This window comes from Arthrobacter sp. ISL-85, from assembly GCF_018613675.1.
Taxonomy (GTDB): Bacteria; Actinomycetota; Actinomycetes; order Actinomycetales; family Micrococcaceae; genus Arthrobacter.
On the sequence record NZ_JAGGPQ010000020.1, the window covers coordinates 135742 to 160365 of the forward strand.

Consider the following 24624-nt stretch of genomic DNA (forward strand, 5'->3'; position numbering starts at 1 on the left):
CGTTATAGAAGACATTGTTTGCTGTGTTGCTTCGGGAGTCAAGTGTCTGGCTGGGCTACGGCCCACAGGGTTCCAGCCCGGGCCGGATGGCCCCGTGGCGAACCCACCTGCGGCAACGCCCAAAATGCCACAGGACCAGGAACCGCCAAGTACTACCTAATCGAAAAAACAGGTACCAGCTACGCATTCACCGGACACTGGACGGCCATTAGGTTTTTCACAGAGACAAGACCTTCAGGCTCGCGGTACTTGGCTCACTAGGGGGGTTTGAGACTGCAATGCATCATTCACCACATATAGGCCCAGGCTTCCCGGTCCAAAGGACACGGGTTATAGGCGGGGCCGGCGACGAGGAGTCCTTCGAGACCAAGGGCTCTCCCCCAGCCGTCGCCGGCCCTCTGCTCCCTCCGGCCTCCCGGAGGGGCCACGCACCGCTGCCCCCGGCAGCAAGCCATGCACGGGCCACGCCCAGGAACTCGGCCCTCCTGCTGGACCTGGTCAACGGCGCCCAAACCCTGGCCGACTCCCTGGATCTGCTGGTGGCCGCTTCGGCCAGCCACGTGGTCAGGACCGCCGGAATCGACGTTGGCTGCGGCTTGGTGCTGCACCAGCCCAAGCGCAGCCCGGCCGTCACCGGCACCACCGATGAAGTGGTCCGCCTGTTGGACTGGGAACGGGATGCTGCCGAGGGTCCGGTGAACGACGTACTGTCCGGCGGGCACCCAGTTGCGGTCCTCCAAAGGAACGGAGACTTCCGCTGGCGGCACTACTCCAGCGAGCTCCAGTCGGCCGGATTCGGCAGCGCCCTCGCGGTAAGGCTCCGCGTTGACAGTGACGTTCCTGCCGACGACGGGATCCCCGGCAGCAGTGAACTCGGCCAGTCACGGGCCGCCCTCGCCTTTTTCGCCCAGGATTCAAAAGCCTTCCCGCTCCAGGTCATCGCGGAAGCACGCACCTTCGCGATGCTGGCGACGAAAAGCCTGCAGATGGCCATCAACCTTCACACCGCCCGCTCGCTGGCCGCCGACCTCCGCTCGGCGCTGGATAGCCGCACCTCCATCAATGTGGCCTGCGGAGTGATCATGGCCCAGAACAGGTGCTCTTACCAGGAGGCATTCTCCATCCTCGCCAAGGCCTCAAGCCACCGGAACATCAAAGTGCGCAAAGTGGCCGAAGACATCCTGGAACACCTGCCGGAAGGTGCACCCCGCGCCCACTTCGGCCGCTGACCCTCAGTTGGTTCCCGACGGTTCACCGGCCCTTGAGTGGGTAGGAAACAATATAGGACCAGCAGCGCGGGAGGGCCGGACGGATGGAAAGCACGCAGCCGGTCGCCCGGCGCACCCGCGGGGGTGCAGCCGTCTGGCTGGCCGGTCCGCTAAGCACCGCGCTGGGCCTGGCCGCGCATGTTGCCGGCGGGGGCCAGTCGCCCGCCGTCGTCATCGTGGTTGCGCTGGCAGCGCTGCTGGGCTTGGGCGCCGTGCTCGTGGAGCGGCTGGCGCCCCCGCAGCTTCCGGGCTGGGCTGTCCTGGTGGCCTCGGCCGTCGCGCAGCAGCTGCTCCACCTCGCCTTCGCTGCTTTCTCAACCTCCACCACTGTTTCGTTGCCGGGCCATGACCATGGCGCCGGGAGCACCCCGGCCGTGCCGTCGTCCGCCGGTGCCGCGGCTGCGCACTCCCTCCACCTGATGCTGTACCTGCACTCCGGCGCCGCCCTGGCTGCCGCTGCCGCCGTTGCCCAATGGAGCAGGATCTCCACGTGGTTCCGGGCACGGATCAGGACGTGAGCGTTCCCCTGGCGATGCTCACGGTGGAGTGGGCGGGATTTCCGTCCATGGGCTCGTCCGATACATCAACCAACGGGTACTGGGAGATGTCCAGGCCGGCAGGCACCTGGAACGTTCCTGACGTGGAATTCATGACGCCGAGGCTGACCAGCTTGGAAAGGTCCGGGGCGATCAGCCACACCTCCTGGTAGCCCTTGGCTTCATCCTTGTCCAGGCTGACCTCCAGGCTGCGGGAACCATCCGCCGCCGCCACCACTTTGGCGGATCCCGCCGCGGAGTACTGAGCCAATGGGGCCAGCTGCGCAGCGGCCAGCTCCCGGGGCTGGGGCGGGCGGCTCAACGCCCAGACGGCACCGAAAACCACCAGGACAGCAGCGGCCGCCGCTGCCAGCCACGTGCCCGGGCGCTGCCACCAGGCGGCCTTCGCCCGGGTACCCTTCGTTTTGGCACCTTTCGTTCGGGAACCCAGAGGGATAACGTCCGACGGCGGAACGTCCTTGGGTGCGTCGGTGGTGGCAGGACCCGCCCCGTCTTGCCCGGCCGCGGCTTCGTTGGACGCTTCGACCGCCAGCGGGTCCTCCCGGACGGACTCCCCCAGGCCAAGCCCGCGATGGATTCCCTCCCAAACCTGGGGCCCTGGGACGGACAGGCGGCTGGTGTCCGGCGTTGTCTTCACCGCTTCCACGGTGCGGCGCAGGGCGGCGTAGTCGGCGGCGCATTCGGGACAGGCCAGGAGGTGCTCGCGGGCCGCCGGGTCCTCCCAGTCGTCGTACAGCGCCAGGAGGCTCAACTGTTCCGGATCAAGATGCGGCATGGTCCACCTCCAATCTGCTTCTCAGGTGCGTCAGGCTGCGCCGGATGTGGCTCTTGACGGTACCAAGGGGCAGGTCCAGTTTCCGTGAGATCTGTTCGTGCGTCAGGTCCTCGTAAAAGGCAAGCTTCATGATGGAACCCTGGGGCTCGCCCAGCCTCTCCAGTTCGCCGTCCAGGAGCAGCCGGTCCGCCAGGGTTTCCGCGGCCTCCGTTCCCGGACCCGCATCCCCGGCCATACCGGCCCCGGCAGCAGCATAAGCCTTGCGTGCTTCACGCGAGGCCGCCTGCTGGGCATCCGTGATGGCGTTGCGCGTAATGCCCACGATCCACGCCGGCAGCCGCGCCACCTGCGGGTTGAAGGTGCTCCGTGAGCGCCATACCCGGATGAAGACCTCCTGGGTCACGTCGTCCGCCGCGGCGCGGTCAGCCAACGACCGCAGGGCCAGCGTGTGCACCAGGGGCGCGAACTCCCGGTATGCCGCTGCCAGCGCACGCTCATCGCCGGACTGGAACGACTCGGTCAGCTGGTCGTCCCATCCCTGGGAGGCGTGCCCGGGAAGCGTCACAGGCGGCTCCCTCCCGGCGCTAGCGACGAGATACATGGCTGGCCACCGGCCGTGCACGAATTGGTTCACGCAGGGACCACTTCATGCAGGGACTGCGGTGACAATCACATTGTCGCTGTAGTCCATCCGCTCGTCCAGCGATTTGCCGCCGCAGGTGACCAGCTTGAGTTCATGCGGCCCCGGCCTCCTGAACAGGGAGGCGCCGTCGGACGCATCCTTTGCCATCAGCTCCACCCCACTGCCCGGCAGCTGACGGCGCGGTTGTTATGCGGAGGCGGGGGCAGCGGTGCTGGCGCGGAGGACCAGTTCCGGCGGGACCACGGTGGCACTTACCGCGGCGCCCGACTCGATTTCCTTGAGCATGATGTCCATGCAGCGGCGGCCCAGCTCCTCGAAGTCCTGGCGGACGGTAGTCAGCGGGGGCGTGAAGTACCCCGCCTCCGGTTGGTCGTCGAAGCCCACCACGGAGACGTCGTCGGGCACCTTGACCCCCGCCTCGGTGAAGGCCCGCAGCAGGCCCAGGGCCATCTGGTCGTTTCCCACGAAGATGGCCGTCGCCGTACGTCCGGACGCCAGCTCGCGGCCGATCGCATAACCGCTGCCGGCACTCCAGTCCCCTTCCACCAGCAGGGAGTCGTCCAGCCCTGCCTCGCGAAGCGCCGCACGCCACCCCTCCGCGCGCTCGGCGCCGTCTGTCCAGCCCGGTGGGCCTGCGATGTGCCCGATCCGCCGGTGGCCCTCCTTAATGAGATGTTCGACGGCGAGCCTGGCACCCGCGCGCTGGTCCACCATCGCTCCGCTCACCGAAGCACTGCCTGCTGAGCCCACAGCCACCACGGGCACGGGGAGATTCATCTGTTCCAGCACCGCAAGAGTGTCTGTGTGCGGCACCAGCACCGCGATTCCGTCCACGGCCTGGTCCATGAAGTGGCCAACGGCGTCGGAGAGGGCGTCCCTGCTGACTTCCCGCAAGGCGGCGATGCTGACAAAGTAGCCGGCGTTGCGGGCGGCATTTTCAACGCCTACCAAGGTGTTGGCCGGGCCGTACTGGGACAGCTCACTGGCCAGCACGCCGATGGTCTGCGAGCGCCGCGTCACCAGGCTCCGGGCAGCCGTGTTGCGCCGGTACCCCAGTTCCGCAATGGCCCCTTCGACCTTTTCCCGCGTCGCCTTGCTGACGTTGGGGTGGTTGTTCACCACGCGGGACACGGTCTGGTGGGAGACCCCGGCTATCTTGGCCACGTCTTCCAGGCGCGGCATCCGGCCCTTGCTGGTTCTTACCATGTGCCTATTGTGCCTGCTGCGGCCCTTGCGCCTGCCTGTGTTGCGGGTATGAATCGTGCGCATTGCGTGGATGACGCTTGCCCTGCCCCTGTGTGATGGGCAGGATGAGGTGATCCGCGTCTGCAACGAAGGAGCCGGCCGAATGACCAAGTATCTGATTTCGTTTCCCAGCGGCGTCATGGACATCCCCGACGGGGGCCTGCAGGAGGTTGCCGACGCGGCCCATGCAGTGGTCCTGGAGGCAAAGGACGCGGACGTCTGGGTGTTCGGCGGCGGCATCGACGAGGGCGTCCCGCCGGTCATGGTGGACGGCGGCGGAACCGTCACGGCTGGAACCTACCCCCAGACGGCGCAGATCGAGGGCGGCTACACGGTGCTGGAACTGCCCAGCTACGACGCCGCACTGCACTGGGCCGCGAAGATCGCCGCCGCCTGCCGCTGCGCCCAGGAAGTCCGGGCATTCCAGTACGATCCCGCCAGCTGAACTGTGAAGCCGGCAGCGCCGGTTGACCTGGCGTATCCCTTCACGGGGCCCTGGCTGGTGCAGAACTCCCCTGCGGACCGCGTCCCCAGCCACGGCACACGGCTCCTTGCCACGAGCTATGCCATCGACTTCACGCCAGTGGACGGAAACGGGCGGTCTGCGGGGATCACCTTGGCTTCGCTGTTCCGGCCCGAGCCGCCGGAATACTTCGTGGGGTTTGGCAGGGCAGTCACGGCGCCGGTGTCCGGACTGGTACGGGCCGCCCACGGCGGCGAGACTGACCACGCCGCTTTCCGCGGCTTTCCCTCCATCGGCTATGCCGCCACCCAGGCCAGGCGGGCCCGGGAAGGCTGGCTGGGCCTGGCGGGCAACCACGTGATCATCGAGAGCGGAGGTCTATTCATCGCCCTGTGCCACCTCCAGTTCGGAAGCGTCAGCGTCCATCCGGGTCAGTTGGTACAGCAGGGCGAAGTGGTAGGCCTGTGTGGCAACTCCGGCAACAGCACGGAACCGCATCTGCACGTCCAGGCAATGGACGCCGCGGACCCCGAACGGGCTTCCGCTGTGCCCATCGCGTTCCCCGGGGGGCTGCCGCGCAACGGTACGGTTGTGACTGCCTGACGGGGCCCCTGGACCTTGGCAAACGAGGCGCTGGGAGGGTCCTGGGTTAAAGCAGAAAACCCGCACGTCCTTGACTCGATCCGTGAGGGTCTTCCTTTAGCTGCTGCGCACTCTGGGGGAAGGTGCGTTCTCGCTTCGCTAAAAGTAGTAGCAGGAATGCTACTTTTCCAACTCGACACGCCATTAAGCCCCTCGGCGTGAATGAACTGCGCCTGTTGACGCCTCACGAAACTCCGCGTGCCCGTGAGCCAGCAAAGGGTTGGGTCTCTCGTTGAGGGGCCCGGAAACAGCAGCAGGCCAGACGCTGCAAACGTCTGACCTGCGAAAGGGTGGGCCCTGTGGGGCTCGAACCCACGACCCACGGATTAAAAGTCCGATGCTCTACCAACTGAGCTAAAGGCCCCTGCCGGCCGGTCAAACACGCTGTGCCTGCCCGTACGGCCCAATCCATTTCTGGACGTTAATACTCTAACCCATGGTTCCGGCAACCCCGCACAGCGTCCCGGGCGCCGTCGTCGTGCGCCTAAACCAACTGGTGAAGGCCCTTTTCGGCGGAACCGGACGAACGCAAAGGTGCTCGATTTCCGCGGCGGCACAGGAGTAGCGTGGGGGCATGAGCGAGCAAGCAGGAACCAGTCCGTACGGCGGCAGCAACCGGCACCACAAGCCCAAGCCCTTTGCTCCGATGGACTTCGAGCCCTTCGCCGGGGGCGCCGATCCCGCCCGCGTGTCAGAGGCGGCCCACCTTGCCGCGCAGGCCCTGGTGCGCCATGGCCGCGACAGCGACGATCCCGTGATCACGGAACGCCTGGTGAAGCTCGCTGACGAACAAGGCCTGGACGCCATCGCCGAGATGTGGGCAGAGAGCCCCGCCCGTTCCCTTCCCGGGGCACTGTGGCGGCTCTACGCACTGCGCGCCGCCACCGTCCAGGACCCCGAACGCATCTCCGTCTACTTCCGCGCGGGCAGGGACACCGCGCAGGTCTCCAATGTGGTGGCCGGTGCCGCCGAGCCGCCGGGCGCTGACGAAATGCGCGCCATGGCGGATGCCATTCTTTCCGGCGCGTTCGACGGCGATTTCGACGTGGCGCTGGAACGTTCCGCCGCCTTCTGCCGCGTAGTGGCGCTCGGCCAGGCCACCCTTGCCGACGGCGCCGATCATGCCAACGAGGCGCACGCCAGCAAGCTGACCCGGAACTCCCATCAGCTGGTGAAAACGGCCGAGGACCTGGAGCACGCTGCCAACGCATGGCGCCTGGGCGAACTGGATTGAGCCCCTTTTATGCCGGCTTTTAGAGCTGGCGGACCGGATTTTCCGGGACGAACAAGCCGCCGCTGTCAAGATTGACTTGGGCCCGATGAAGTAGAAGACTGAAACCGGTGCCGAGCCGCGAAACCCCCGGGCTTCAACAATTAGCCGCCTAGAGCGGCCTACCGCCGAGAGGCGTATCCGGTTCGGCACCATTTTTCTGCCCCCATGCAGGTGCCAATTCAAAGGGTGCTGTTACGGGCCGGTAGAGTAGGCGACAGTTGCGCGCCGGAGTCAAGTCACACGGCAGCAACCCCGCCTTGATAAGTCCCCGGAGACCGGTAAACACGTGAAGCTGCGCCTTTTTCCACAGGAGCCCGCAGGGCTGAACCTACTCTCACAGATGGCACAACAGATCGTGCTGGCCAGCGCCACCCTGGCCGAGATCCTTGGCGTACCCGCGGACGAGCACGGCAAACTCGTGGAGGACATGCACAACATTGATGCCAAGTCCGCCGAACTGCACTTCGCGCTGCTGACCCACATGCGCTCCAGCTTTGTGAACCCGCTTCCCCGGGAGGACATGTACGCACTGTCCCGGTACCTCAACGAAGCCATGGAGAAAATGGATGCCGCGGCGGAGCTGGTGGCGCTCTACCGGCTTGACCGATTGCCCAAACGCGCCGCCGACCAGCTGGAAATCATCAGCCGGCAGGCCGAGCTAACGGTTGACGCCATGCGCAGGCTCAATGACCTTGACGACCTCGAGGATTACTGGATCGAGATCCTGCGCCTTGCCAAACGGGCCGAGCGGACCCACCGCGTCTGGGTGGCGGACATGATCGCGGACATGAAGTGGGCGCAGTACTCCCGCAACCGGGACATCGCCAACCAGCTGGTGGAGGTCACCAAGGACATGCGGCGGGTGGCCACCCAGGTAGGCAGCATCATCGTCAAGGAATCCTGACGTGGCGGCAGTCATCTTCGCCATGGTGGTCCTGCTGGCCGCGGCCTTTGCCTTCCTGAACGGCTTCCGCGACGCGTCCACCTCTGTGGCCCTGGCCGTGCGGAACCGCGCCCTCACCCCCAGCGTGGGTGTGCTCCTCGCCGCTTTCTTCAACTGTGTGGGCGCCCTCCTGAGCGCCCTGCTCGCTGTCGCCGCCAGCCGGACCTGGATCAGCCTTCCGGACGGCACGGACGGCTTGGGCATCCTGGTGGCAGGCCTGGCCAGCGCCTGCGCCTGGGGCATCCTGATGTGGTGGCGCGGCATCCCCGCTTCCTCAACGCACGCACTGGTGGGCGGACTTGCCGGCGCGGGCCTCGCCAGCCTGGCCATCGGGGGCCCGGGGGTGGCCGGCGTGGGCCAGTCGCTTCTGTTCCAGGTGGTGCTGCCTCTGCTGCTGTCCCCGCTCGTGGCCTACAGCGGCTCTTTCCTCCTGGTGTATCCGGCCACGTGGGTGGCCCGCTACACCCAGCCCAATGTGGTGAACCAACGCTTCCGGCGCGGCCAGGCCATCGCCGCCGGCGCAGTTGCCTTTGGCCACGGCCTGCAGGACGGGCAACGCGTCAGCGCGGTGCTGCTGCTGGCCCTGCTGGCGGCAGGCTGGTCCGACGGCGGGATCCCCACCTGGGTGGCAGCGCTCTCCGCGGTGATGATGACTGCCGGGACGCTCTTTGGGGGATGGCGGATCTCCCACACCATCGGATACAAAATCACCAGGATCGATCCCTTGCGCGGGTCCGTGGCCCAGACCTTCAGCGCGCTCATGCTCTTTGTGGGTGCCATCGGCCTTCACTGGCCGCTCTCCACTACCCACACCGTCACCGCCGGCGCCCTGGGCGCGGGAGAGAACCAGCATTTTTCGGTCACCAACCGGAAGCTTGTCATCCGGATCCTGTGGCTTTGGGCCCTGACTCCCCTTGCCACCTGCGCCCTGGGCTTCGTGCTTGCGCTGGCCCTCTCACCTATATCCGTCTAGGGCTCCTGCCTGTCCGGGGCTCCTGCCTGTCCAGGGCGGAGCATCGGAGGGCGGCGCTCCCTTGTACAGGGCATCCACCGTGACGTAGATTCGGAAGTGCGCCCCTGGTCAATGGTGCCGGGGACCGGCGTCCGCGCCGTGTGCAGGGCTGCGGATGACGCGCCGCTGCAGCCACCCGGCGGCTTGGATGCACAAGGCGGAAAAGAGCAGGCGTAATGTCTCCCTCGTATTCCCGGCGCCCCCTCCCACAGCCACGGCAACCCCAGTGCGAGGCCTGCGGGACCGGGCACCAGTTGACCATCCACGCCATAACGGCCATTGGCGCCGCCGGCGGGGACCTGGTCACGGTCTCCTACACCTGCAACGACTGCGACCTTTTCCAGGAACACACCGCCTATGCCACCGACGTTGCGGCTGCGCTGAACCAGGTCCGCTGGATGGCGCAGGTGATCCTCTTCGGGGACGACTACATCCACTGCGGCTTCCCGATGGAGGAGGCGGAGTTTGAGGTTGAGCGGCTCTGCTACCGCAGCAACAGGCCAGGCAGCGGGCTCAACGCCGTATCGCTGCCCACGCGGGTGTTGCGCTGCCACTGCGGGTTCCAGCTGGAGGTCCCGGAATAACCGGGGGTACACGGGCCCCTGTACCGCGCCGCACCTCGGATTTTGCTAGGGCTCCAAGGCCAGAGGACTGACGGCGGGGGCCACAAGGACACCGGCGAGCTCGTCCAGGGTCAGGTTCGCCGCCGTGCACAGTTCGTTGTCCGCCACTCCTGCCGCAGAGGCTTTGCGGACTGCCTGCCGGAGGGACTCCTGGGCGGTGTCCAGCTCCCACTGCATGCTTTCAAGGCGCGAGCTGGTCCGCCACACCTCGGCCAGGACATCTTCTTCCTCAGCACCTGCCCCAGCCAGCACAAGGTGTGGTTCAAGCTCCGGTGCCAGGGGACCCGCTGCCAGGGGCCCCGCCAGGCTGGCCGCAGCAGCGAACGCCTGTGCCGGCTCAAGGGCGTCCTGCACGGCCGTCTCAGGTACGGAAACAGTAAGATCGGGGCCCGCGGGGTTACTGACCGTCTGCGTCATGGCACAACTCCTTATGCGGGCTTAATACTAGCTCCGAAAGTATCTCGATCAGCGTACTAAACCGGTCAGTAGATCGCGAACGGGAACGGAACTCACCCGAAGCGTCCGGAAACGTAGTCTTCGGTGGACTTCTGTACGGGATTGCTGAAGATGGTGTGGGTATCGCCATACTCGATCAGTTTGCCCGGCTTGCCGGTGCCGGCGATGTTGAAGAACGCGGTCTTGTCGGACACGCGCGCGGCCTGCTGCATGTTGTGGGTGACGATCACCACGGTGTACTGGTCCTTGAGCTCGTTGATGAGGTCCTCAATGGCCAGGGTCGAGATGGGGTCCAGGGCGGAGCAGGGCTCGTCCATGAGGATCACCTGCGGCTCCACGGCAATGGCGCGGGCAATGCACAGGCGCTGCTGCTGGCCGCCGGAGAGGCCGGAACCCGGCTTCTCCAGCCGGTCCTTGACCTCATTCCACAGGTTGGCGCCCTTAAGCGAGCGTTCCACCAGGACATCGGCCTCGCCCTTGGAAATCTTCTTGTTGTTCAGCTTCACGCCCGCCAGCACGTTGTCCCGGATGGACATCGTGGGGAACGGGTTTGGCCGCTGGAAGACCATGCCGATCTGCGAGCGAACGGTTACGGGGTCCACGCCGGGACCGTAGAGGTTGTCGCCGTCCAGCAGGACCTCGCCCTCAACGCGCGCGCCGGGGATGACCTCGTGCATGCGGTTCAGGGTGCGGAGGAAGGTGGACTTTCCGCAGCCGGACGGGCCGATGAACGCGGTGACGGACTTGGCCTCGATGTTGATGCTGACGTCCTCCACGGCAAGGAAATCGCCGTAGTACACGTTCAGGTCCTTGACGTCGATGCGCTTAGACATGGTGTTCCTTCACTTGCTGGGTATGGATTGAAGTCTAGGATCCGCTGCGGGTCGGCGGAAGCTGCGGCGGGACCGGTTACCGGCCTGCTTTGGGGGCGAAGATCCGGGCCACCAGGCGCGCCACCAGGTTCAGGACCATCACCAGGATGATCAGCACCAGGGCCGCGCCCCAGGCCCGCTGCGATGACGGGTCCGGGTTGGACGGCGACGTGGGGTTGAGGATCTGCGTGTAGATGAACGTGGGCAGCGAAGCCATCCAGCCGCCGAACACGTTCGTGTTGATGCTGGTGGCAAAACCGGCGGTGACCAGGATGGGCGCCGTCTCGCCGATGACGCGGGCGATCGCCAGGGTGACGCCGGACGCGATGCCGGAGATCGCCGTCGGAATAACCACCTTGAGGATGGTCCGCCACTTGCGCACGCCCAGGGCGTAGGCGGCCTCACGGAGTTCGTTGGGGACGATCTTGAGCATTTCCTCGCTGGAGCGCACCACCACGGGGATCATCAGCACCGAAAGCGCGACGGCGGCCACCGCGCCGGTCTTGGTGCCCGGGCCCACCACCACGAAGAAGAACGCGGCAGCGAACAGGCCGGCCACGATGGAGGGGATCCCGGTCATGACGTCGACAAAGAAGGTGATGGCCTTGGCAAGACGGCCGTCATGGCCATACTCCACCAGGTAGATGGCCGTCAGCAGCCCCACGGGAACGGAGATGACGGTGGCCAGCAGTGTGATCTGCACGGTGCCCAGGAGGGCGTGGTAAATGCCTCCCAGCACCGGTCCGCCGCTTTCCACTGCCTTGTTGTCGAACGCGCCCGTGACGCCGTTCATGGAGTTGGTAAGGAAGCCGGGGTTCAGGAGCCCCGGGATGCCGTTGACCAGCACGGTCCAGATCACTGAAACGAGGGGCAGCAACGCCACCAGGAACGAGCCCACCACCAGGCAGGTAGCCAGCTTGTCCTTGGCCTTGCGGGAGCCTTCCACCACCGCGCTCCAGGACACCAGGCCGATTGCGAACAGGATCGCAGAGACCACGCCCCAGCCGAACGGGTTGAAGCCGATCAGGGCAAGGATTGCGGCGCCGACGATCAGCGCCGCCCCGAGCACGGCATAGGGCGCGTACTTGGGCAGCTGGCCCTTGGTCAGCGCCGACCGCTTGCTGCGGACGGGGGTAAGCGTGGAGGTCATTTAGTTGGCTCCCGAGAATTCTTTGTGCCGGGTGATGACCCAGCGGGCGATCATGTTCACGGCCAGGGTGATGACGAACAGCACCAGCCCGGCGGCGATCAGGGTGCTGACTTTGAGGCCGCTGGCTTCGGGGAAGTTCAGGGCAATTTCAGCGGCGATGGTCTGGTTGCCGGATTGGATCAGGCTGGCGGTCAGGGCGCCGGAGGAGAGCACCAGGGCAACGGCCATGGTCTCTCCCAGGGCGCGGCCCAGGCCGAGCATGATGGCGCTGATGATGCCGGGACGGGCGAAGGGCAGCACGGCCATCTTGATCATTTCCCAGCGCGTGGCGCCCAGCGCCAGTGCAGCTTCCTCATGCAGTTTGGGGGTCTGCAGGAAGATCTCGCGGGACAGCGAGGTAATGATCGGCAGGACCATGATGGCCAGGACGATGCCCGCCGTGAGGATGGTCTTGCCGGTGGTGGAGGCCGGGCCCCCGAAAATCGGCAGCCAGCCCATATTTGCCGCGAGCCAGCCGTATGCCGGCGAAATCTGCTTGGCCAGGAAGGCCGCTCCCCAGGCACCGTAGACCACCGAGGGGATGGCGGCGAGCAGGTCCACGACGTAGCCCAGTCCGGAAGCCAGGCGGCGGGGCGCGAAGTGCGAAATGAACAGCGCAACTCCGATGGCGATGGGGGTGGCGATCACCAATGCGATGACGGCGGCGATGAGCGTGCCGATCACGATGGGCCAGATGTAGGCGAAGAAGCCCTGGCCGCCCTGGATCTTGTCCGCGGGCGCGGTCAGCGCGGGAATTGCCTGGACTACCAGGAAGAGTGCGACGCCGAAGAGGACGGCGAGGATCAGGCACCCGGCTGCCAGCGTGGCGCCGGAGAACACTTTGTCCCCGGCGCGCCCGGCGCCCTGGGTACTGGTCAGGGAGGTGGCGGTCATTCGACGGCCCTTCGATTCGTTGCTGGATTAAGGAAGCAGGGTGCAAAGCCAAGTTCCCCGCACTGCCTTCCGGCAGGCGGGGAACCCGGTTTTACAGCGGTAGTTAGGACTTGACCTTGATCGAGTCGATGGCCTTGACCGCCTTTGCCGCGAGGTCCGAGGACAGCGGAGCGGACTTGGCCGAGTCCACAGCAGCCTTCTGGCCGTCAGCCGAGACTACGTAGTGCTCGAAGGCCTTGACCAGGTCAACGGTCTCCTGCTTGTCGTAGGTGGTGCACAGGATGTGGAAGGACACCAGGACGATCGGGTAGGCGCCCGCGATGGTGGTCTTGCGGTCCAGCTTGATGGAGAGGTCGTTGGCGGCGCGGCCTTCGACCGGCTTTCCGGCGTCCACTGCCTTGGCGGCGGCGTCAGCGGAAATCTTGGTGAAGGAATCGCCCACCTTGATCTGCGCCACGCCCAGCTTGCCGCTCACGGCGGAGTCGTCAGCGTAGGTCACGGCACCGGGGGTGTCCGTAACAGTCTTGACCACGCCGGACGTGCCCTTGGCGTTTTCACCCTGGAGGCTGGCGGGCCACACGCCGGCGGACGCGTCGGTCCAGACGTCGGATGCCGCGGCGGCCAGGTAGTCGGTGAAGTTCTGGGTGGTGCCGGAGTCGTCGGAGCGGTTCACCGGGGTGACCTTCAGGTCGGGCAGCGAGACGCCGGCATTCAGGGCGGCGATGGCGGGGTCGTTCCACTTGGCGATCTGGCCACGGAAGATCTTGGCGACGGTGGAGGCGTCCAGCTTCAGGTCGGTGACGCCGGGAACGTTGAAGGCCACGGCGATCGGGGAGATGTAGACGGGGACGTTGATGGCGCCGTCGGGTCCGCAGACCGACTTGGAGGAGGCGTACTCGTCATCCTTCAGGTAGGCGTCCGAGCCGGCGAACTGGGCCGAGCCGTCGAGGATTGCCTTACGGCCTGCCCCGGATCCGTCCGGGGAGTACTGCACGGTGGCACCGGCGTTGGCGGAGGCGAAGTTGGTCTTCCAGGCGTCCATGGCGGCGCCCTGGGCGGTGGAACCGATGCCGGTCAGCGTACCGGTGACCTTGGTGCCGCCGGAGGACTGGCTGCCGGCGGGCGTGGTGCCAGTGGCGTTGTCTGAACCGCAGGCGGAGAGCGCGAGTGCGCCGGCTGCGATAACAGCAATAGCCGCGTGGCGGCCGAAGCGGAGTGCCTTCACTAGATGTACCCCTTCCAGGGTTATTCAGGTGCGGGACAGGGACGGAGAACCCTGCTGCGCGATGCGTACGTTGTGTACTTTCAAGAAAGGTATGGGCCGCAGGTAACGGGATGGGCTGTCCAAAGTGAACGGAGGATTAACGACTGCGGGACATTGGCTGACAAATGCCGGGTCACCATTGCGCAGGTCACGTGCCCGGCCGTAGTGCACCTGCGCCGGGTAGTGGATCGGCACTGAATAGACTTGAACCCATGGCCATCCCAGCAGGACTATCAACAACCAGGCGGTTCCTGCGCAGCCGGGTCCGGACCGGATTGATCCGCAGCCGCAACTCCTTTGTCCCCGCCATCCAGATGACCGTGTGCGCGGTTGGCGCCTACGCCTTCGCTGAATACGTCCTGGGCCACTCCGGCCCCCTGTTTGCTGCCACCTCGTCACTGATTGCCCTCGGGTTTTCCCGCGAGCCCCGGCTGCGGCGCGTGATGGAAGTGGGTCTCGGCTGCACACTCGGGATCGCCGTGGGCGATTTGCTCCTGCACTGGCTGGGCGGCGACATCTGGGTTGCCGCCGTCGTGCTTCTCTTCTCCATCCTGCTGGCCCGGTTCCTGGACAGCGGGAGCATCTTCACCACGCAGCTCGCGCTGCAGTCGCTGCTGGTGGTGCTGCTGCCGGCACCGTCCGGTGGCCCGTTCACCCGAAGTATCGATGCGGTGGTGGGCGGCCTGTTCGCCCTGCTGGTGACCATCCTGGCGCCAAAGGACCCCCGCCAGGAGCCGCGCCGGGATGTCCAGAAACTGCTGCATGAGCTGGCCGAGGTCTTGCGTGAATGTGGTGGCGCACTGGCCAGCAACGACTCCACCCAGGCCTGGCATGCGCTGATCCGTGGCCGGAACTGCCAGCCGCTGGTGGATGCGATGCGCCAGTCGCTCCGGGCGTCCGGCGAGGTCGCAACGCTGGCGCCGGCGTACCGCCGGCACCGTGATGAGCTGGACCGGCTGAAGCAGTCGCTGGATTTCATCGACCTCGCGCTGAGGAACAGCCGCGTGTTTGCGCGGCGGTTGACCAGTGCCATCAACCACACGGCGCTCTCCGACGAGGCAACTGACAGCCTCGCGGGGGTGCTGCAGGAGACCGCTGCCGCCATTGACGAGCTGACGCTGGGCCTGGCGGAAACACACGAAGGTGTCCGCCGCGCCCACCTGCGCACCGCCCGTCGGGACCTCAGCGAGATCGCCCTTCGCCTGCATCCCAAGCTGCTGGACGTGACGCGGCTGGAGGGCGAAACCGTTGTCATGCTGTTCCGCCCGCTGATGGTGGACCTGCTGGAAGCTACCGGCATGGACGCGGCCGAGGCCAGGGACGTGCTGCCCGCGCTGTAGTGTCGGTGCCCGCCACTAGGGTTGAACGCATGGCAACAAAGACTTCCCGGGCGTCCAAGGCGCCCGCTTACAAATGCGCCGAGTGCGGCTGGACCACCGTCAAGTGGGTGGGCCGCTGCGGCGAGTGCCAGGCGTGGGGCACGGTTGAGGAAACAGGCACGGCCGTGGCGCGGACGACGGCGGCCACAACAGTCGCGGAGCCGGCGCGGCGGATTGCCGACGTTGACGCCACCACGGCGGCATTCCTGCCCACCGGCGTGGACGAACTGGACCGGGTGCTGGGCGGCGGCCTGGTTCCGGGTGCCGTCATCCTGCTGGCCGGTGAACCCGGAGTTGGCAAGTCCACGCTGCTGCTGGATGTTGCCGCGAAGTTCGCGCGGACGGCCCAGGACGTCCTGTATGTCACCGGCGAAGAGTCGGCCGCCCAGGTGAAGCTGCGCGCGGAGCGGATCGACGCCGTCGCGGAGTCCCTGTACCTGTCAGCGGAGACGGACCTTGGCCAGGCGCTGGGGCAGGTGGAGAAGATCGAACCGCGGCTGCTGATCGTGGACTCGGTGCAGACCCTCAGCAGTGCGGACGTAGACGGCAGCGCCGGCGGCGTGTCCCAGGTCCGCGAGGTGGCGGCCTCCATCATTGCCGCGGCCAAGCGGCGGAACATGACCACCCTGCTGGTGGGGCACGTCACCAAGGACGGCTCCATCGCGGGCCCCCGCCTGCTGGAACACCTGGTGGACGTGGTGTGCCAGTTCGAGGGCGAGCGGCACTCACGGCTGCGGCTGCTCCGGGCCGTGAAGAACAGGTACGGGCCCACTGACGATGTAGGCTGCTTCGACCTCAATGAGAACGGCATCGAAGGACTGGCGGATCCCAGCGGACTCTTCGTAAGCCGCACCAAGGACCCGGTTTCCGGGACCTGCATTACGGTCACCATGGAGGGGCGCCGTCCCCTGCTGGCCGAGGTGCAGTCGCTGCTCGCCGAAAGCCCCAACTCTCAGCCGCGCCGGGCCACCAGCGGCCTGGACAGCTCGCGCGTGTCCATGCTGTTGGCCGTGCTGCAGCAGCGGGCAGGGACCCTCCTGCACAAGGACGATTCGTACGTTGCCACCGTGGGCGGGGTGAAACTCAGTGAACCGGCAACGGATCTTGCTGTGGCCCTTGCCGTGGCCTCGGCCAAGGCCCGCAAGCCACTGCCCATCCGGCTCGTTGCCTTCGGTGAGGTGGGCCTGGCCGGCGAGGTCCGGCCCGTGCCGGGCATCAACCAGCGCATCCAGGAGGCCCACCGGCTGGGATTCACCCACGCCGTAGTTCCGGCCAGCCACACCGGACCGGGGCCGGTACCGGCAGGATTCTCGGTGCGTGAAGTGGAGCATCTCACGGAGGCCCTCAGCCTTCTGATTGGCTAGCAACCGGTTATTACCGGCACCTGGGGACGTTTGACCCCGGCGCGGGCCCGGCGGGTACTGTGGGTGCAGAATCTTCACGCAGACGGAGGTTTTCGATTTCTTGGCCGGGGGAAGCTTGGTAATCCACGAACAGCAGGGCGCCACGGACGTTGCGGGCCATGCACGCAAGGCACCTGTGCAGCCGGTCGTATCAGACCGCCTTGACGGTTTGTTCGGAGCGCTCAGCCCCCGGAAACGCGTTGTGGCAAGCCAATTGCCGGTCACGTTGACTGTTGCACTCATGGTGATCGCCGCGGTTATCTTCAGCCCCGAAACGCTGGCCAACAACATGTTCCTGGCAGCGCTGCTGTTCCACCTGGCAATCTTCGCAGCCTGCATTTCCATCCAGTGGGCAAGGCTCCCGGCAGCGGCCTTCGCCGTGATCCCCCTTCTGGATTGCCTTGCCATCGGATTCACCCGCCAGGCCGGAGGCCCTGCCTTCAACGTCCTGAGCATGATGCTGGTATTCCCGGTTATTTTGCTCTCGGCGCAAGTCCAGCCGTACATGCCGGTCCTGGCTATTGCCGGGACGGTCCTCAGCACAGTTGCGCCTTCTGCTGTCCAAGGGTCGCCGCCAGCGGGGGAATCCATGATCCGCACCCTCATCCTCCCCCTGGTCATGTCCGTTATTGCGTTGACCGCGCACGTGGTGGCCACCACAATCCGCCGGCATCGCGTCAGGCTGGTCGAAAACGAGCAGGACCTGGCCCGCACGCTGGACCAAAGCGTCCGCCGGCAGGCGCTGCTTGACGCAGTGCTGAAGGCTGTTGGTGTGGGCGTCTGGGTGGTGGACGTCCGCGGCCACACCGTGCTGGCAAACAGGGCCATGCGGCCGGATCCGGCTCTCGCCGTCGTCATGGATGCGGCCGGTGCGCAGAGTGAACTGTTGATGGCAGACCGTTGCACCCCGGTACCGGCAGGCCTCCTCCCCGCAGCCCGCGCCGCAGCCGGGGAAGCCTTTACCGACGAGTTGTATTGGGCGGGTCCTGCAGGCCGCCAGCGCGCCTACTCCGTGAGCTCGCACGGCTTTCCGCCGGCCGGCGGCCAGGAAGGTGGCGCCGTCATCACCTGTGTGGACGTAACCACCCTGATCAATGCGCTTGCGGCCAAGGACGACTTCGTTGCCACCGTCTCGCACGAGCTGCGGACACCGCTGACGTCCATCCTTGGCTACCTGGAACTGGTCCTGGACGAACCCGGGCATGAGGACATCCAGGCGGAGCTCCTGGTGGTGCGCCGGAACGCCGACCACCTGCTGAACCTGGTCAATGACCTGATCGCTGTGGCATCCGAGCAGATGGACCTCTCACTGGCGGAGGCGGATCTGGCCCGGGTGCTGGCCCTGGAGGTGGATGCTGCCTTACCCAAGGCTGCCGCAAAAGGACTGCAACTGGTGCTTGATGCCAGGCAGCCGCTGCCTGGCAGGCTGGATCCTGAACGAATCGGGCAGGTGGTCCGGAACCTGCTCTCAAACGCGATCAAGTACTCCCCCAACGGCGGCCTGATCAGGGCCAGCGCAGTCAGGACTGACGCGGGCCTGGTCTGTTCCATCACCGACACCGGCCTGGGGATGACAGAAGAAGAGCAGGAACAGGCGTTCACCAAGTTTTTCCGTTCGGCGCGGTCGCGTGAAACGGCCATTCCGGGCGCAGGCCTGGGGCTGCCGGTCAGCAAGACCATCGTTGAAGGCCACGGAGGATCCATCAGGCTGGACAGCGCACCGGGAGTGGGCACCACGGCGACCTTCGTCCTGCCGGAATCCTGACCGGTCCGGGCAGTCCCGAACCTTGCCTTCCCCCAGTGGCGGACACAGGGTAAGGCCGTGCATTCAGGAAGTGGCGGCGGCCAGCCAACTGGAAACGTCGCTGCGCAGTACCAGCAGCGGGCCGCCGGTGGCGCTCACGTTGCCGTTTGCCACGTAGTACCCGCGGCCCGACCCCGTTCCCCCGGCCGCGCGGTCCAGGGCGTCCACCAGATGCCGTGGCAGGTGGCCCTGCGGACCAAGACTGCGGAGCTCATCCACTTCTTCCGGCGTGAGCCGTCCCAAAACCTCAGCAATATTGGCCATGAGTGGTCCTTTCGAGCAGGGTGCCTGGCAGAGTGCCTGAAGGAATAACCTAGAGCAGCGCCGTGAACTCCACGTTAACGGCGGACGGCAACTGCACTTCCTGACGATCTGGAGATCCAATGCCCATTCGAAGCGCAGGCATCCTGCTGTACCGGCAGGACCCCGCCCACGCCGCCGGCCGGGACGGGCTGCAGATATGGATAGCCCACATGGGCGGCCCCTTTTGGGCCCGCAAGGACGCGCACGCATGGTCCATTCCCAAGGGCGAGTACGCCGATGGAGAGGACCCGCTGGCCGCCGCATTGCGGGAGTTCGCAGAGGAGATGGGGACTGCTGCCCCGGAGGCTGAATACCGGCTGCTTGGCGAGTTCCGGCAGTCCTCGGGAAAGCGCATCACCGCCTACGCGGCGCATGCTGATTTCGCCCCGGAGGTGATCACCAGCAACACATTTCCGCTGGAATGGCCCAAGGGGTCCGGCAGGATCCAGCACTACCCCGAAATTGACGACGCCCGCTGGTTCCCGGAGCAGGAGGCCAGGCTCAAACTTGTTAAGGGCCAGCTGCCTATCCTCGATTCGCTCGTGGAGCAGCTTGCCGGCAACTGAAGGAGGGCTGCCTGCAGTTAACCGGCGGTGAGCACCAAGGCGACGCTGTGGCCGCCGAATCCAAAGGCATTCACCAGCCCGGCGGGGGCATAACCGGACGCCAGCTGGTGGACGCTTTCGGTGATGACGTTCAGGTCCACCTCCGGGTCCAGCTCCTCCACGTTCAGCGTCCCGGGCACCTGGCCGGTGCGCAGGACTTCGAGGACCACGACGGCGCCCAGCGCACCGGCCCCGCCCAGCAGGTGGCCGGTGTGGCCTTTCGTGGACGTGACGGGAACGTCGGCGCCGAAGACGGCATGAATGGCTTGGCCTTCCAGCCGGTCTCCCACGGGGGTGGAGGTGGCGTGGGCGTGGACGAACCCGATCTCCCCCGGCTCCATTCCGCTCAATTCCAGCGCCTTCTGCATGACGCGCCGCTGCATCGCAGGATCCGCCGCCACGATGTCGTGGGCATCGGACATCACCGCTCCCCCGGCCACGGCCCCGAGGATGGCAGCACCGCGGGCACGTGCGTGTTCTTCGCTCTCCAGCACCACCACTCCGGCGCCTTCAGCGAGCACAAAACCGTTCCGGGCGCCGTCGAACGGGCGCGAGGCCCGCTGCGGATCACCGGGATAGGTGGACAGGGCACGGATCTGGGAAAACCCGCTGATCACCAAATCATTGATCGAGGCATCCACGCCGCCGGCAATCACGACGTCGGCAGCACCGGAGCGGATCATCTCGGCTGCCTGGACAATCGCCTCGGCCCCGGAAGCACAGGCGCTGACAGGGGTCCGGGCGCCGCCGCGGGCACCCAGGTCGATGGACACCCAGGCGGCGGGGCCGTTGGCCATCAGCCGGGTCAGGGTGTGCGGCGAAACCTTGCGCGGTCCGGACTGGTTCAGTGTGCGGTCCTGCTCGATCGTGGAGCCCAGGCCGCCGTAAGCTGACCCGATCACCACCGCGAACCGCTCGGGGTCAACCTCGGGACTGCCGGCCTGGGCCCATGCCTCCCGGGCTGCAATCAGCGCCAGCTGGCCGCAGCGGTCCATCCGCTTCATCTCGCGGGTGTTAAGGTGCTCCGAAAGGTCGGACGTAACCTGCCCGGCGATCCTGACCGGCAGCTGCTCAGCCCAGTCCTGGTTGATCGCCGTGATCCCGGAGCGCCCGGCAACCAAGGCCTCCCAGGTCTCCTTGACCGTGGATCCAAGGGGATTTATGGTGCCGGATCCGGTCACCACGGCGCGGGGCCGGGCAGGCGCAACAAGCACGGTGGCCTCCTACTTCGCCGGGTTGTGCGTGCCGATGGGCACGAGTGTCAGGTCCGGATGGTTCTTCTCGATCCGCCGCAGCGCCCAGACGTCGTTGAACAAGGCGAGGTATTCGCCGTCGGACCGCAAAAGCACTTCTGCGCCCGGTACGTTGGCCAGCGCAGGCATGGCATCCGCCGTCGAAATCCTGGCCAGCGAGTACGGCAGGCGTTCCAGGCGCATGGGGGCGCTGAAGTCGTGCGCCATGCGGTCCTCCACCACCTCGAACTGCATGGGCCCGACGGCGGCAAGCACCGGCGCCTGGTCGCCGCGGACGTCGGAGCGGAGCACCTGGATGACGCCCTCGTGCTCGAGCTGTTCGATGCCGCGGCGGAACTGCTTGAACTTGCTGGGGTCCTTGGACCGGGCCACCTGGAAGTGCTCGGGGGCGAACAGCGGGATGGCCGGGTATTCCACGGAATCCTCGAGGAACAGGCTGTCACCCACCCGCAGCGAGGAGGCGTTGACCAGGCCCACCACGTCCCCTGGGTACGCCTCGTCGATCACTTCGCGTTCCCGGCCGAACACCTGCTGCGCGTACTTGGTGGCGAAGGACTTGCCGGTGCGGGTCTGGGTCACCACCATGCCGCGTTCAAAGACGCCGGAGCAGACACGGATAAAGGCCACGTGGTCGCGGTGTGCCTTGTTCATGCCGGCCTGCACCTTGAAGACGAAACCGGAAAACGGTGACTCAACCGGGCGTTGGTTGCCGTCCACGTCGGGGCGCGGGGCCGCCGGCGGCGCGAAGTCCACCAGTGCGTCCAGCAGCTCCTTGACGCCGAAGTTCAGCGCCGCGGAGCTGAACAGGATGGGGGTGGCTTTGCCGGCGTGGAAGGCGTCGACGTCGAATTCGAGGTTGGATTCGATCACCAGGCCAGCCTCGTCCACGGCGTCCGTCCAGTTGCTGCCCTGGCTCTCGGCGGCCTCTTCCGGCGTGAAGTATTCGGTGATGGCGATCTGCGCGCCGGCGTTGTTGCGCTGGAACCGCGCGAAGCGGTCGTTCCGCAGGTCCCAGACGCCGCGGAAGTCCCCGGAGATCCCTACAGCCCAGGTCAGCGGCATGGGCTGCAGCCCGGTGCGTTCGGTAATCTCATCCATCAGCGCCAGGGCGTCCAGTCCGGGCCGGTCCCACTTGTTGATGACGGTGATGATGGGCAGGTTGCGCTGCTTGCAGACCTCGAAGAGCTTCATGGTCTGGGTTTCCAGGCCCTTGGCGGCGTCCACCAGCATCACGGCGCAGTCGACGGCGGCGAGCACGCGGTAGGTGTCCTCGGAGAAGTCGGCGTGGCCGGGAGTGTCCAGGAGGTTGATGACCGTGTCGCGGTAGGAAAACTGAAGTGCCGCCGAGCTGATGGAGATGCCGCGGTCCTTCTCCATCTGCATCCAGTCCGAGACGGTTTCCTTGCGGTTGGCCTTGCCGCTGGAAGCACCGGCGGTGCCGATTACCTTTGCATGCAGGGCCAGCGCCTCGGTGAGCGTGGACTTGCCGGCGTCCGGGTGGGAAATGACGGCAAAGGTCCTGCGGCGGCCCGCCTCCTTGTGAATCTCGGAGATCCGGGCGGGGGTCAGGACATCTTGGGACACGGTGCTACTTTCGCTGCGGTTGTGGCTGCCCAGGGGCCTTTCGGGTACTGCGCTGCGACTCGAGGGCGGGGAAATGAGTTTGGCAAACGGCCAAAGTACAAGTTTATCGCAGGGCCGCAAACCGGCATGGGCTGCGCCTAACGCCGGTTAGGGAGCGCTGGTGTTAGGTCTGCCCGCGCAAGGGCTGAACTTTCCCGGACGCCACACCACCCGGCGGTAAGGGGCAACAGGTAATGCATGATGTGCGTATGCGCAGCATCGAACTGGTATTTGATGACTCCACCGATTCCCTGGTCAGGGCCGACTGGACGCGGCTCGAAGCAGCCGGCCTGCCAAGCCTGGCAGCACACACTTCCCCCAGCAACAGCCCGCACATCACACTTGCCGCAGGCGTGGACCTGCAGGCTGGCGGGGAAGGGCCGTGGCAGGCGCTGCCAATTGACATCGCGTTCTCCGGGGCAGTCGTTTTTCCCGCCGGCACCGGGAAGTATGTACTGGCCCGCTCGGTGCTGCTGACCGCTCCCCTGCTGGACCTGCACCGGCACCTGCACCAAGGTCTTTCAGGTGCATTGCCGCTGACCCTTCCGGGGGCCTGGACGCCGCACGTCACCATCGCCCGCCGCCTCCCCGGCCATCAGCCCGGGGCAGCAATGGACCTGCTGGACCTGCGCATCGAGGGCCGCTGCACGGCAGCACGGCTGTGGGACAGCAGCACCAAGGCGGTCACGCTCCTGGGAGGGCTGCCCGAGAGGCAAACCTGAGGCGAGGCCAAAAAGAGCGAAAGTGCCTGCCCCAAGCAGTGTCCAGACCGTATTTTTCCGTCCGTTCCAGCCACCCCCTAATGGGGTACTTTGGGGCTTGCCCGTGCGGAACTTGGGCTTCTAACCCCTATCATTGAGCTTGCGGGAATCAGAGCACTTTTTTGATCCTGCCGGCCAACTTCAGATGCCGGCATTCCTGCGGGCGGCGGTCCGCACCTTTGAAGGGAAACACCTATGGCGCGGAGCCCTGAAGAATCACTGCGGGCCACTCTGGGCAGGGTTGCACCCGGAACTCCACTTCGCGACGGTTTGGAACGGATCCTCCGCGGCCGCACCGGGGCACTGATCGTCCTGGGCTCCGACCGCACCATAGATTCAATCTGCTCCGGCGGATTCGATATTGGCATCGAGTTCTCCCCCACCCGCCTGCGGGAGCTGGCCAAGATGGACGGCGCCATCATCTGCGACAAGGACGCGGGCAACATCCTGCGCGCGGCGGTCCAGCTGGTGCCGGACTCAAGCATCGAAACACAGGAGTCAGGCACCCGCCACCGTACGGCCGAGCGCGTGGCCAAGCAGACCGGGGTTCCGGTCATCTCCGTGAGCCAGTCCATGCAAATCATCGCCCTTTACGTCAACGGCCTGCGGCATGTCCTGGAGGGCTCCGAGAACGTCCTTGCCCGCGCCAATCAGGCCCTTGCCACCCTGGAGCGCTACCGCGCACGGCTGGACCAGGTCACCAGTTCGCTGTCGGCGCTGGAAATCGAGGCCATGGTGACGGTGCGGGACGTGGCCGTTACCCTCCAGCGGCAGGAAATGGTCCGCCGGATTTCCGAGGAAATCTCACAGTATGTCCTTGAACTGGGCGAAGACGGCCGGCTTCTCTCGCTCCAGCTCGACGAGCTCACCGTGGGCAGGGGCCCCGGGAGCGACGTGATCATCCGCGACTACGCCAGCCCCAACGCCTCTGCGGAAGACATCGACAAGGCCGTCCATGAACTGGTCAGCCTGGGCCCCACGGAGCTGATCGACCTTGGCAGGATCTCGGCGATCGTAGGATTTGCGGGCGGTGAGGCCAACCTCGACGCCGTGGTCCAACCCCGCGGCTACCGGCTGCTGTCAGGCCTCAAGGCAGTCCCCAAGGCCGTGGCGGACCGCCTCGTTGACCATTTCGGCGGACTGCAGTTCCTGATGGCCGCCACCATTGACGATCTTATGACCGTTGACGGCATTGGCGACCAGCGCGCACGGACGGTCCGCGAAGGCCTGAGCCGGATGGCCGAGGCAAGCCTCCTGGACCGCTTCCTCTAAGCACCACCGAACCAACCCCTCCGCGCCTGCAATTCTCATCGACTGCTGTGTAACTGCCGTTCTCAGCCGCGAAAACGGCAGCTACGGAGCAGTCGATGGAGG

Annotated in this window: 26 protein-coding genes and 1 tRNA gene; 14 read left to right on the forward strand and 13 right to left on the reverse strand. The window is 66.2% G+C overall.

The features are described 5' to 3' along the window. The first annotated feature begins 278 nt into the window (after positions 1-278). Together J7I84_RS16260 and J7I84_RS16265 are read left to right on the forward strand one after the other, a co-directional pair. Complete coding sequence (locus tag J7I84_RS16260; RefSeq protein ID WP_251046703.1) at positions 279-1229, forward strand: ANTAR domain-containing protein; 951 nt, start codon at positions 279-281, stop codon at positions 1227-1229. An 83-nt stretch (positions 1230-1312) separates the two neighbouring features. Beyond that, the gene (locus J7I84_RS16265) at positions 1313-1786 is read left to right on the forward strand and encodes a hypothetical protein (protein WP_214945575.1); all 474 of its coding nucleotides are present in this window, start codon (positions 1313-1315) and stop codon (positions 1784-1786) included. Here the strand turns inward: J7I84_RS16265 and J7I84_RS16270 are convergent. The 4 genes from J7I84_RS16270 to J7I84_RS16285 form a co-directional block, all read right to left on the reverse strand. Then, a complete protein-coding gene (locus tag J7I84_RS16270) occupies positions 1776-2600 on the reverse strand; it encodes an anti-sigma factor (RefSeq protein ID WP_214945576.1) in 825 nt (274 codons plus the stop codon). The two genes, J7I84_RS16265 and J7I84_RS16270, sit on opposite strands and share 11 nt — an antisense overlap. After that, positions 2587-3165 carry a sigma-70 family RNA polymerase sigma factor gene (locus tag J7I84_RS16275; RefSeq protein ID WP_311381155.1) on the reverse strand — a complete coding sequence of 193 codons (579 nt, stop codon included), beginning with the start codon at positions 3163-3165 and terminating at the stop codon, positions 2587-2589. Before J7I84_RS16275 ends, J7I84_RS16270 begins: the two co-directional genes overlap by 14 nt. Before the next feature lie 81 nt (positions 3166-3246). Then, positions 3247-3390, reverse strand: coding sequence for a hypothetical protein (locus J7I84_RS16280; RefSeq protein WP_251046704.1), 144 nt, complete (start codon positions 3388-3390; stop codon positions 3247-3249). 39 nt (positions 3391-3429) lie between these two features. After that, positions 3430-4449: a LacI family DNA-binding transcriptional regulator gene (locus J7I84_RS16285; RefSeq protein ID WP_214945578.1), complete on the reverse strand. Its 1020-nt coding sequence runs from the start codon at positions 4447-4449 to the stop codon at positions 3430-3432. A gap of 142 nt (positions 4450-4591) precedes the next feature. Here J7I84_RS16285 and J7I84_RS16290 point away from each other — a divergent pair, with 142 nt between their 5' ends. Both J7I84_RS16290 and J7I84_RS16295 read left to right on the forward strand, forming a co-directional pair. Next, a complete protein-coding gene (locus J7I84_RS16290) occupies positions 4592-4933 on the forward strand; it encodes a YciI family protein (RefSeq protein WP_214945579.1) in 342 nt (113 codons plus the stop codon). A gap of 57 nt (positions 4934-4990) precedes the next feature. Further along, positions 4991-5554 (forward strand): M23 family metallopeptidase, encoded by a 564-nt coding sequence (locus tag J7I84_RS16295; RefSeq protein ID WP_311381156.1) that lies wholly within the window; start codon positions 4991-4993, stop codon positions 5552-5554. A 330-nt stretch (positions 5555-5884) separates the two neighbouring features. Here J7I84_RS16295 and J7I84_RS16300 read toward each other — a convergent pair. After that, positions 5885-5957 (reverse strand) — tRNA-Lys (locus J7I84_RS16300). A gap of 210 nt (positions 5958-6167) precedes the next feature. Here J7I84_RS16300 and J7I84_RS16305 point away from each other — a divergent pair. The 4 genes from J7I84_RS16305 to J7I84_RS16320 all read left to right on the forward strand — a co-directional run bounded on the left by J7I84_RS16305 (position 6168) and on the right by J7I84_RS16320 (position 9405). Then, positions 6168-6827, forward strand: a complete 660-nt coding sequence (locus J7I84_RS16305; RefSeq protein ID WP_214945581.1) for a hypothetical protein — start codon at positions 6168-6170, stop codon at positions 6825-6827. Between the two features lie 325 nt (positions 6828-7152). Continuing rightward, positions 7153-7770 (forward strand): DUF47 domain-containing protein, encoded by a 618-nt coding sequence (locus J7I84_RS16310; protein WP_214945582.1) that lies wholly within the window; start codon positions 7153-7155, stop codon positions 7768-7770. A gap of 1 nt (position 7771) precedes the next feature. After that, the gene (locus tag J7I84_RS16315; protein WP_214945583.1) at positions 7772-8782 is read left to right on the forward strand and encodes an inorganic phosphate transporter; all 1011 of its coding nucleotides are present in this window, start codon (positions 7772-7774) and stop codon (positions 8780-8782) included. 215 nt (positions 8783-8997) lie between these two features. After that, entirely contained in the window at positions 8998-9405 is a 408-nt protein-coding gene (locus J7I84_RS16320; protein ID WP_214945584.1) for a hypothetical protein, read from the forward strand. Between the two features lie 45 nt (positions 9406-9450). Here J7I84_RS16320 and J7I84_RS16325 read toward each other — a convergent pair whose 3' ends face one another. From J7I84_RS16325 to pstS, 5 genes are all read right to left on the reverse strand, one after another. Next, positions 9451-9861, reverse strand: coding sequence for a hypothetical protein (locus J7I84_RS16325; RefSeq protein WP_214945585.1), 411 nt, complete (start codon positions 9859-9861; stop codon positions 9451-9453). 92 nt (positions 9862-9953) lie between these two features. Beyond that, a complete protein-coding gene (pstB, locus tag J7I84_RS16330; protein WP_214945586.1) occupies positions 9954-10733 on the reverse strand; it encodes a phosphate ABC transporter ATP-binding protein PstB in 780 nt (259 codons plus the stop codon). Positions 10734-10809: 76 nt separating this feature from the next. Then, positions 10810-11922 carry a phosphate ABC transporter permease PstA gene (gene pstA / locus J7I84_RS16335; protein ID WP_214945587.1) on the reverse strand — a complete coding sequence of 371 codons (1113 nt, stop codon included), beginning with the start codon at positions 11920-11922 and terminating at the stop codon, positions 10810-10812. Next, on the reverse strand, positions 11923-12855 hold the full coding sequence (pstC, locus tag J7I84_RS16340) for a phosphate ABC transporter permease subunit PstC (protein ID WP_214945588.1): 933 nt from the start codon (positions 12853-12855) through the stop codon (positions 11923-11925). Between the two features lie 103 nt (positions 12856-12958). Continuing rightward, positions 12959-14080: a phosphate ABC transporter substrate-binding protein PstS gene (gene pstS, locus J7I84_RS16345; protein ID WP_214945589.1), complete on the reverse strand. Its 1122-nt coding sequence runs from the start codon at positions 14078-14080 to the stop codon at positions 12959-12961. Positions 14081-14331: 251 nt separating this feature from the next. Here pstS and J7I84_RS16350 point away from each other — a divergent pair, with 251 nt between their 5' ends. The 3 genes from J7I84_RS16350 to J7I84_RS16360 all read left to right on the forward strand — a co-directional run bounded on the left by J7I84_RS16350 (position 14332) and on the right by J7I84_RS16360 (position 18666). Beyond that, a complete protein-coding gene (locus tag J7I84_RS16350) occupies positions 14332-15459 on the forward strand; it encodes an aromatic acid exporter family protein (protein WP_214945590.1) in 1128 nt (375 codons plus the stop codon). 29 nt (positions 15460-15488) lie between these two features. Then, positions 15489-16862, forward strand: coding sequence for a DNA repair protein RadA (gene radA, locus J7I84_RS16355; RefSeq protein WP_214945591.1), 1374 nt, complete (start codon positions 15489-15491; stop codon positions 16860-16862). Positions 16863-16977: 115 nt separating this feature from the next. After that, the gene (locus J7I84_RS16360) at positions 16978-18666 is read left to right on the forward strand and encodes a cell wall metabolism sensor histidine kinase WalK (protein WP_214945592.1); all 1689 of its coding nucleotides are present in this window, start codon (positions 16978-16980) and stop codon (positions 18664-18666) included. Positions 18667-18729: 63 nt separating this feature from the next. On the opposite strand, the gene J7I84_RS16365 is transcribed toward J7I84_RS16360, so the two are convergent. Further along, positions 18730-18969 carry a hypothetical protein gene (locus tag J7I84_RS16365; protein ID WP_214945593.1) on the reverse strand — a complete coding sequence of 80 codons (240 nt, stop codon included), beginning with the start codon at positions 18967-18969 and terminating at the stop codon, positions 18730-18732. Positions 18970-19088: 119 nt separating this feature from the next. Between J7I84_RS16365 and J7I84_RS16370 the strand changes: the two genes are divergently transcribed. After that, positions 19089-19574, forward strand: a complete 486-nt coding sequence (locus J7I84_RS16370) for an NUDIX domain-containing protein (protein WP_214945594.1) — start codon at positions 19089-19091, stop codon at positions 19572-19574. 17 nt (positions 19575-19591) lie between these two features. Here J7I84_RS16370 and J7I84_RS16375 read toward each other — a convergent pair whose 3' ends face one another. Further along, positions 19592-20827: a beta-ketoacyl-[acyl-carrier-protein] synthase family protein gene (locus J7I84_RS16375; RefSeq protein ID WP_311381157.1), complete on the reverse strand. Its 1236-nt coding sequence runs from the start codon at positions 20825-20827 to the stop codon at positions 19592-19594. A 9-nt stretch (positions 20828-20836) separates the two neighbouring features. Then, positions 20837-22450 carry a peptide chain release factor 3 gene (locus J7I84_RS16380; RefSeq protein WP_214945595.1) on the reverse strand — a complete coding sequence of 538 codons (1614 nt, stop codon included), beginning with the start codon at positions 22448-22450 and terminating at the stop codon, positions 20837-20839. A 248-nt stretch (positions 22451-22698) separates the two neighbouring features. On the opposite strand from J7I84_RS16380, the gene J7I84_RS16385 reads away from it, so the two are divergent. Both J7I84_RS16385 and disA read left to right on the forward strand, forming a co-directional pair. Next, positions 22699-23211 carry a 2'-5' RNA ligase family protein gene (locus J7I84_RS16385; protein WP_214945596.1) on the forward strand — a complete coding sequence of 171 codons (513 nt, stop codon included), beginning with the start codon at positions 22699-22701 and terminating at the stop codon, positions 23209-23211. 234 nt (positions 23212-23445) lie between these two features. Continuing rightward, positions 23446-24522: a DNA integrity scanning diadenylate cyclase DisA gene (disA, locus tag J7I84_RS16390; RefSeq protein WP_214945597.1), complete on the forward strand. Its 1077-nt coding sequence runs from the start codon at positions 23446-23448 to the stop codon at positions 24520-24522. The last annotated feature ends 102 nt before the right edge of the window (positions 24523-24624 follow it).